The organism is Methylohalobius crimeensis 10Ki, assembly GCF_000421465.1.
In the GTDB taxonomy this organism is placed as follows: domain Bacteria; phylum Pseudomonadota; class Gammaproteobacteria; order Methylococcales; family Methylothermaceae; genus Methylohalobius; species Methylohalobius crimeensis.
Genome location: NZ_ATXB01000004.1, coordinates 1 through 6,198 on the forward strand (window position 1 = coordinate 1; position 6,198 = coordinate 6,198).

Sequence of the window (6,198 nt, forward strand, 5' to 3'; positions counted from 1 at the left end):
GTACCGCCGCCGGGTTTCATCGGCCATTTGGGGCAAATATTTGACGTCGATGTGCACAAAGCCGGGGACATAAGCTTTGAAGGCTTTCGCCTTGGGTGGGCTTTTATCCGCCGGCGGTCTGCGAGACACCCCGTGTCGCTTGAGCATCCGATGCAACGAAGCGCGGGTCAGGGTGGGATGAATGAATTCCCGCACCACCGCCAGCAAGTCGTCCAGGGACAAGTCCAACTGCTGGCGCAGCACCAACACCACCTGCTCTTGAGCCGGCGTCAGGGTCGTGGGCAGCCGGTGCGGGGTATGCGGCAAGTCTTCCACCGAATCGCGTCCCTTCCAGCGCGCGATGGTTTCCACCGTGACGCCAAAGCGCTTGGCCAACACCGTATTCGGTTCCGTACTCGCCTGGATCAAAGCGCGGATTCGGGGCGTGGTCGTCGCGTTTTTGTGCAGTCTTACTTGCATCCTGTCACCTCTCGCATGATGTCTCTGGCCATCAGTAAACCACACCGACGGCCTATTAGGGAATCATCCGTGACACGACAGGTAGGTTATAGCGTCCGGTACAACGCCAAACCGAGAGTGTGCGCGGAGATACACCCAACTGCTTGGCGGCTTCATGTGACGTGATAAGTCTCGATGCCATGTAACTGCTCCCAAGTTGCTTTCGAAGTAAAGCAGTAACATCGCAAAAATTTCGGCAGACCGCATAGGCAATAAAAACGGAAAAATGTGGATTTTCGGCCGATGCCGCGATAGCGCTATTTATTTCTGTCTTTCCATACTGATTCGACGGCGCCGTATGTTCTGATGCTGCAGTCGATACCCAACTCCTTGATGGCCTGTGAAACTATGTCGCAACCGCTAGGGTATGTCTCAGGTTCGCGGGAATCGTTCCTGGTGGGGTGAATCCCAAAATAGTAATGTAAGTTCCACACAGCACCACAGATAAACCTATTCCGGTTTTTATATAGTTTTTCCCTCCCGCGGCGTTTGGAAGGCGGCTTTTTTTTCTGTCCACATTCGATGTACCACCGCACCAAGGGGGCGGGAAACATCTCCGAATCCGCGATCTTTTTTTCAAACAACTTCAGGGCGGCATAAAATGCATTGGCGTTAATCTCCGCATATCGCGTCAACACCTCGAAACGCCAATCCAGGGACAGTGTTTTTTCATTGATTGCTTGCATCTTAGTTTCCATAGGGATGCCTGGCTGGTACACAATCGCGGGGAATAAATCCGGAAAAAACTCCAGTGCGATATTAATCAAACCAAGCGGATAAACCTTCAGATCGGTATCCTTAATCAAGCCTTCAATCCGAATATCACGGTCCTTCATTTGGAGCAAGTGGCCGGCGGCAGATAAAACCCTCTTCGCATAGGTGTCGTGTCACGGATGATTCCCTAATAGGCCGTCGGTGTGGTTTACTGATGGCCAGAGACATCATGCGAGAGGTGACAGGATGCAAGTAAGACTGCACAAAAACGCGACGACCACGCCCCGAATCCGCGCTTTGATCCAGGCGAGTACGGAACCGAATACGGTGTTGGCCAAGCGCTTTGGCGTCACGGTGGAAACCATCGCGCGCTGGAAGGGACGCGATTCGGTGGAAGACTTGCCGCATACCCCGCACCGGCTGCCCACGACCCTGACGCCGGCTCAAGAGCAGGTGGTGTTGGTGCTGCGCCAGCAGTTGGACTTGTCCCTGGACGACTTGCTGGCGGTGGTGCGGGAATTCATTCATCCGACCCTGACCCGCGCTTCGTTGCATCGGATGCTCAAGCGACACGGGGTGTCTCGCAGACCGCCGGCGGATAAAAGCCCACCTAAGGCGAAAGCCTTCAAAGCTTATGTCCCCGGCTTTGTGCACATCGACGTCAAATATTTGCCCCAAATGGCCGATGAAACCCGGCGGCGGTATCTGTTTGTGGCCATCGATCGGGCCACGCGTTGGGTCTTTGTGCGTCTCTATCACAGCAAAAGCGCCCGCCATGCGCGGCATTTTCTGGCGGCGCTGGCCAAGACCGCGCCGTTTAAGATCGAAAAGATTCTTACCGATAACGGAAAAGAATTCACCGATCGCTTTGTCACCCGGGGTGAACGGACCCCGACCGGACAGCACGTCTTCGATCAACTGTGCACGGAACTGGGCATCGAGCATCGACTCATCCGCCCCAAAAGGCCTCAAACCAACGGCATGGTGGAGCGATTCAACGGGCGTATTGCCGATATCCTGCGTACGTATCATTTCCGCTCCGGAGAGGAACTGGAAACCACCCTTCGACGATACGTCTGGTTGTACAATCATCAAGTGCCTCAGAAAGCCTTGGGGCATATTCATCCAGTGCAAGCCCTGAAAAATTGGCAAAGGTCACACCCACACTTGTTTCATAAACGTGTCGTCAATCATCCGGGACACGACACCTACCCTTTGTGAAAAGCGGCCGCCGCGTTCGCTACCGCCAAGAGGACATCGACGCATTCATTGAGCGCCGTACACGGACGCATACCGGGGAGGCTGCGGCATGATGAACAGCTCCGTTAAAAGGAAGCTCCCCCCGGATATTCTGGCCCGGCTTAACGAGCGCCTGCTGAATGAAAACCATACCCTCAAGCAGCATCGCGAGTGGCTTGCGAAACATGGTTATGACATTCCCCTAGGCACCTTGTACCGCTATTACCGAAGTCTGACTTCAGGTTTCCCGGAGTGGGGCGAATTGACCGCATTCCCGGGAGAAACCATCACCCAGGAATACACCAAAAAACTGCGCTTTCTGGGCTTTTTGCGTATTCAGCGCCAACGGATCGATACGGAAATATCCCGTCTAGAGCAAGAGCTGCTGAGTCCATGGGACATGGAGGAGGAGGCATATCGACTAAAAGACCCAACTTGAAGCCGTCGGCCGGGCATTGCTCCAGGGAAAAACCGTCAACGCGGTCACCGCGTTCAAGAATGGATGGACGACCCGCTTGTTATCGGTCATTTTGCGTCTCCGCCATCAGCCATTCCCAAAACGAAAAACCCCTCCGAGCGGCACACTCAAAGGGGTCTTTCCGGATAACCATCACATCACCCAGGGCGCATTATAGCGCCCTGAAAGGAAGAAGCGAATGTTTCCCTCTTTTGTTGACACCCCCAAAGGGCGGGGCTATCCTGAAGCCACTCTCAAAACTATCGACGGCAGCCCCGCCCCGTCAGCGCGGTTTTTTGTTGCCCCCCAGAATGATCGACCAGTTTCATGGTCGGGTGGACAGCCAGGAATACAAGACCGCTTCGGCGGGAATAATGGCGGCGGCTTCGATAGGCCGAGAGTGACACCCGGCCACCCTAATGGTGGTCGATTGCGCAACTCAAAACTATCGGAGGCAAATCATGCCTAATTCAATCCAACGCGCCACTGCGCGCAAGCCCCAACTCTTAACCTTCACCTATTATCGCGGCTACGACTCGACCGGAGCGGCCTATCCCGATGGCCCGTTGGCGATCATGCGCGGCCTGACATTCGAGCAGGGCAAGCGTGAATTTGAGGCCCACGGCCACCAAGGCTTCGTCGAATGCGATCAGACCGGAGCCGGTTACTACGGCGATGACTACCCCTGGATAACCCGGGATGGACGGGTGGTGCCGTCCCCGCTGGAGCAAGCCGAGGACACCACCAGATGCACCTATTGCAACGGCACCGGTCACATTATCCCGGCCAACTACCGAGGCCCGGGCCAGGAATGCCCAGAATGCGGCGGGAGCGGCCACGTCCACGGATCTCGGGATCTGCCGTCGGGACCTGTCCGCTATACGTCCATATGCGCGACCTGTCGAGGGAGCGGCGCGGATCCAGATTTCAACCACGATGATTGCGAAGATTGCCGAGGCACCGGCTGCGATCCTCTCAGCGACATCACCAATTCGTTGTTATGCACGAGCTGCCAGGGGACAGGCCGCGCGCAAATGTCATCCCACGATATCGCACGCCTGGATTGCTTGCGTCGTAGCATCATCGCGGTATCGGAGATTGAAAGCGACTTACGCGAGCAAGGATTCGACCGTGGCGGTGCCCGATACGCTGCCGAGATTCTGGCCCGGGCGCGCCGGGCCCTGGCCGATCATCTGGCCGCCGAACTGGGGGGAGGTGTGTGATGACCTCACAAAAAAGAACAGACCAAGAACACGAACTGCTCCTGGCCCTAATTGCGGGCAGCGATTCGCCGATGGCGGCGGATATGGGACGCCACGACGCAATATATTCGCTGCTGGATCGCACGGCAGCCATAGCCGATATGCTGGCGATCGGGGATTTTCCCGGCATGGACTCGTCGATGCTGAATGCAATCGGAGAGCAACTATCCGCGAACCTGGAGGCCATCCGAGTCATCATTCGCCGCTAAAAACAAAAAGCCCCATCCGGATCAAGTGCGGATGGGGCTACAAAAAAATTCATATCAATCGGAGCCATGATATGCCGAAGACATCCATGACCAACACATTATACCCCACCCATCCCCAAGATATTGAACGATTCCGCCGCGCCATCCTGGATTCAGGCTTGCCCGCACCGGAACAAGTTAATGCGGACGGCCGGATTCACCGTTTTCCCACCACCGGCAAGCGGGACGATGACGCCGGCTGGTATGTGCTCCATCTGGATGGCATTCCGGCCGGCGCCTTCGGCTGCTGGCGCGCTGGCATCACACAAAGCTGGTGCGCCAAGGACCGCGCCGAAATGAACCAGGAGGAACGCCGCGCCCACGCCAAACGGTTGGATGAAATCCAGCGACAACGGCAACAGGAAATTGAACGCCGGCAATCCGATGTCAGCGTCCGGGCATCGAACCGATGGCGGGAAGCCAAACCCGCCGAAGCCGATCATCCCTATCTGGAACGGAAGCGGATCCGGCCAAACGGCGCGAAGATGGACGGCGACAAGCTGGTGATACCGGGCATCGATGCCGGGGGCACCCTCTGGACGCTGCAAACCATCACCGGTGAGGGAGACAAGCGTTTCCTCCCTGGAGGAAAAAAGCGCGGCTGTTTCTTCCCCATACCGCTCATCTTGCCGGAATCCCCCGAGTGCATCGTGATCTGTGAAGGCTTCGCCACCGCCGCCAGCCTCCACGAGGCGACCGGTCTACCGACCTTTGCCGCCTTCGACGCGGGGAATCTTAAACCGGTGGCCGAGGCCCTGCGGAAGCAATACCCCAAGGCGGGTATCGTCATTGCCGGCGACAACGACCAGTGGACCGAGGGCAACCCGGGCGCCGCCAAGGCGCGAGGGGCCGCCGATGCCGTTGGCGCGGCGTGGTGTGTGCCGGATTTCAGCGCGGTGGATACCGACACCAGGCCGACGGATTTCAACGACCTGGCTGGAATCGCCGGACTGGAGACGGTCAAAACCCAAATACAGGGGGCTGTGGCGCAAGCAGTGGGGATTCCCCCCGCCCCCTTCGGCCACCTACTCAACCGCCGGGGTGTATTCCGTCTTCGGGACGATGGCGAACCCCAACCCCTGGCCCATCGGCCGATCTGGGTGGAGGCCTTGAGCCGCGACGGCAGGCGCGAATCCTGGGGGCGGCTGGTGGTTTGGGAGGACCACGACGGCCACCGACATGAGCGCGCCATCCCCGCCAGTATGTTTCATACCGGCGGCCGGGAAATCGCCCAACTGCTGGCCGAGGGTGGGCTTCCCATCGTCTCCGGAAAGGAAACCCCCTTACTTCAATATCTGGTGGCCTTCGCGCCTAAGGATCGCCTGACCGCCGCCACCGTCACCGGTTGGCACGGGCAGGCCTTCGTGCTGCCGGATCGAACCCTGAAGGCGCCCGAGGGGGAGCGGATCGTCTACCAACCCCACGACCAGCACACCGCCGCCGATGCCTTTTGCCGCGGCGGTACGTTCGACGCCTGGCAATGGGCAGTGGCCGAGGCCCCTTCCCTGGTGCGTTTTGCCGTTTGCGCCGCCCTGGCCGCCCCCATGCGTCACCTGGTCGAAGTGGAGGCCGGCGGTTTTCACTTCCACGGCAACACCAGTCGGGGCAAGACCACCTTATTGCAAGCCGCCGCCAGCGTTTGGGGCAACAGCGCGGACCCTCAGCAAGCCGGCGGCGCGGCCGCCTATATTCAAAGATGGAACGCCACCGATAACGGACTGGAAGCCACCGCCGAATGCTTCAACGATTTGCCGCTGATCGTCGATGAGATCGGCGAATC

Annotated in this window: 7 protein-coding genes and 1 pseudogene; 6 read left to right on the forward strand and 2 right to left on the reverse strand. The window is 58.2% G+C overall.

Annotated elements, in window-relative coordinates:
* A pseudogene (locus H035_RS0117335) lies at positions 1–459 on the reverse strand (IS481 family transposase); the annotation flags it as partial.
* A gap of 296 nt (positions 460–755) precedes the next feature.
* Positions 756–1,334 carry a hypothetical protein gene (locus H035_RS0117340; RefSeq protein ID WP_022950211.1) on the reverse strand — a complete coding sequence of 193 codons (579 nt, stop codon included), beginning with the start codon at positions 1,332–1,334 and terminating at the stop codon, positions 756–758.
* Between the two features lie 124 nt (positions 1,335–1,458).
* On the opposite strand from H035_RS0117340, the gene H035_RS0117345 reads away from it, so the two are divergent.
* From H035_RS0117345 to H035_RS21085, 6 genes are all read left to right on the forward strand, one after another.
* The gene (locus tag H035_RS0117345) at positions 1,459–2,433 is read left to right on the forward strand and encodes an IS481 family transposase (RefSeq protein WP_022950212.1); all 975 of its coding nucleotides are present in this window, start codon (positions 1,459–1,461) and stop codon (positions 2,431–2,433) included.
* Complete coding sequence (locus H035_RS22835) at positions 2,430–2,525, forward strand: hypothetical protein (protein WP_152486107.1); 96 nt, start codon at positions 2,430–2,432, stop codon at positions 2,523–2,525. Before H035_RS0117345 ends, H035_RS22835 begins: the two co-directional genes overlap by 4 nt.
* The gene (locus tag H035_RS0117350) at positions 2,522–2,890 is read left to right on the forward strand and encodes a hypothetical protein (RefSeq protein ID WP_022950213.1); all 369 of its coding nucleotides are present in this window, start codon (positions 2,522–2,524) and stop codon (positions 2,888–2,890) included. Before H035_RS22835 ends, H035_RS0117350 begins: the two co-directional genes overlap by 4 nt.
* A gap of 479 nt (positions 2,891–3,369) precedes the next feature.
* Positions 3,370–4,131, forward strand: a complete 762-nt coding sequence (locus H035_RS22085; protein WP_022950214.1) for a zinc finger domain-containing protein — start codon at positions 3,370–3,372, stop codon at positions 4,129–4,131.
* Positions 4,131–4,379: a hypothetical protein gene (locus H035_RS22090; RefSeq protein ID WP_022950215.1), complete on the forward strand. Its 249-nt coding sequence runs from the start codon at positions 4,131–4,133 to the stop codon at positions 4,377–4,379. Before H035_RS22085 ends, H035_RS22090 begins: the two co-directional genes overlap by 1 nt.
* A gap of 86 nt (positions 4,380–4,465) precedes the next feature.
* A partial coding sequence (locus tag H035_RS21085) for a DUF927 domain-containing protein (protein WP_022950217.1) occupies positions 4,466–6,198 on the forward strand: 1,733 nt, incomplete at its 3' end.

What these genes read in the sequence shown, in the direction of transcription:
- H035_RS22085 (WP_022950214.1), top strand. Translation starts at nt 3,370, where the DNA reads ATGCCTAATTCAATCCAACGCGCCACTGCGCGCAAGCCCCAACTCTTA.
- H035_RS0117350 (WP_022950213.1), top strand. Translation starts at nt 2,522, where the DNA reads ATGATGAACAGCTCCGTTAAAAGGAAGCTCCCCCCGGATATTCTGGCC.
- H035_RS0117345 (WP_022950212.1), top strand. Translation starts at nt 1,459, where the DNA reads ATGCAAGTAAGACTGCACAAAAACGCGACGACCACGCCCCGAATCCGC.
- H035_RS22090 (WP_022950215.1), top strand. Translation starts at nt 4,131, where the DNA reads ATGACCTCACAAAAAAGAACAGACCAAGAACACGAACTGCTCCTGGCC.
- H035_RS0117340 (WP_022950211.1), bottom strand. Translation starts at nt 1,334, where the DNA reads ATGAAGGACCGTGATATTCGGATTGAAGGCTTGATTAAGGATACCGAT.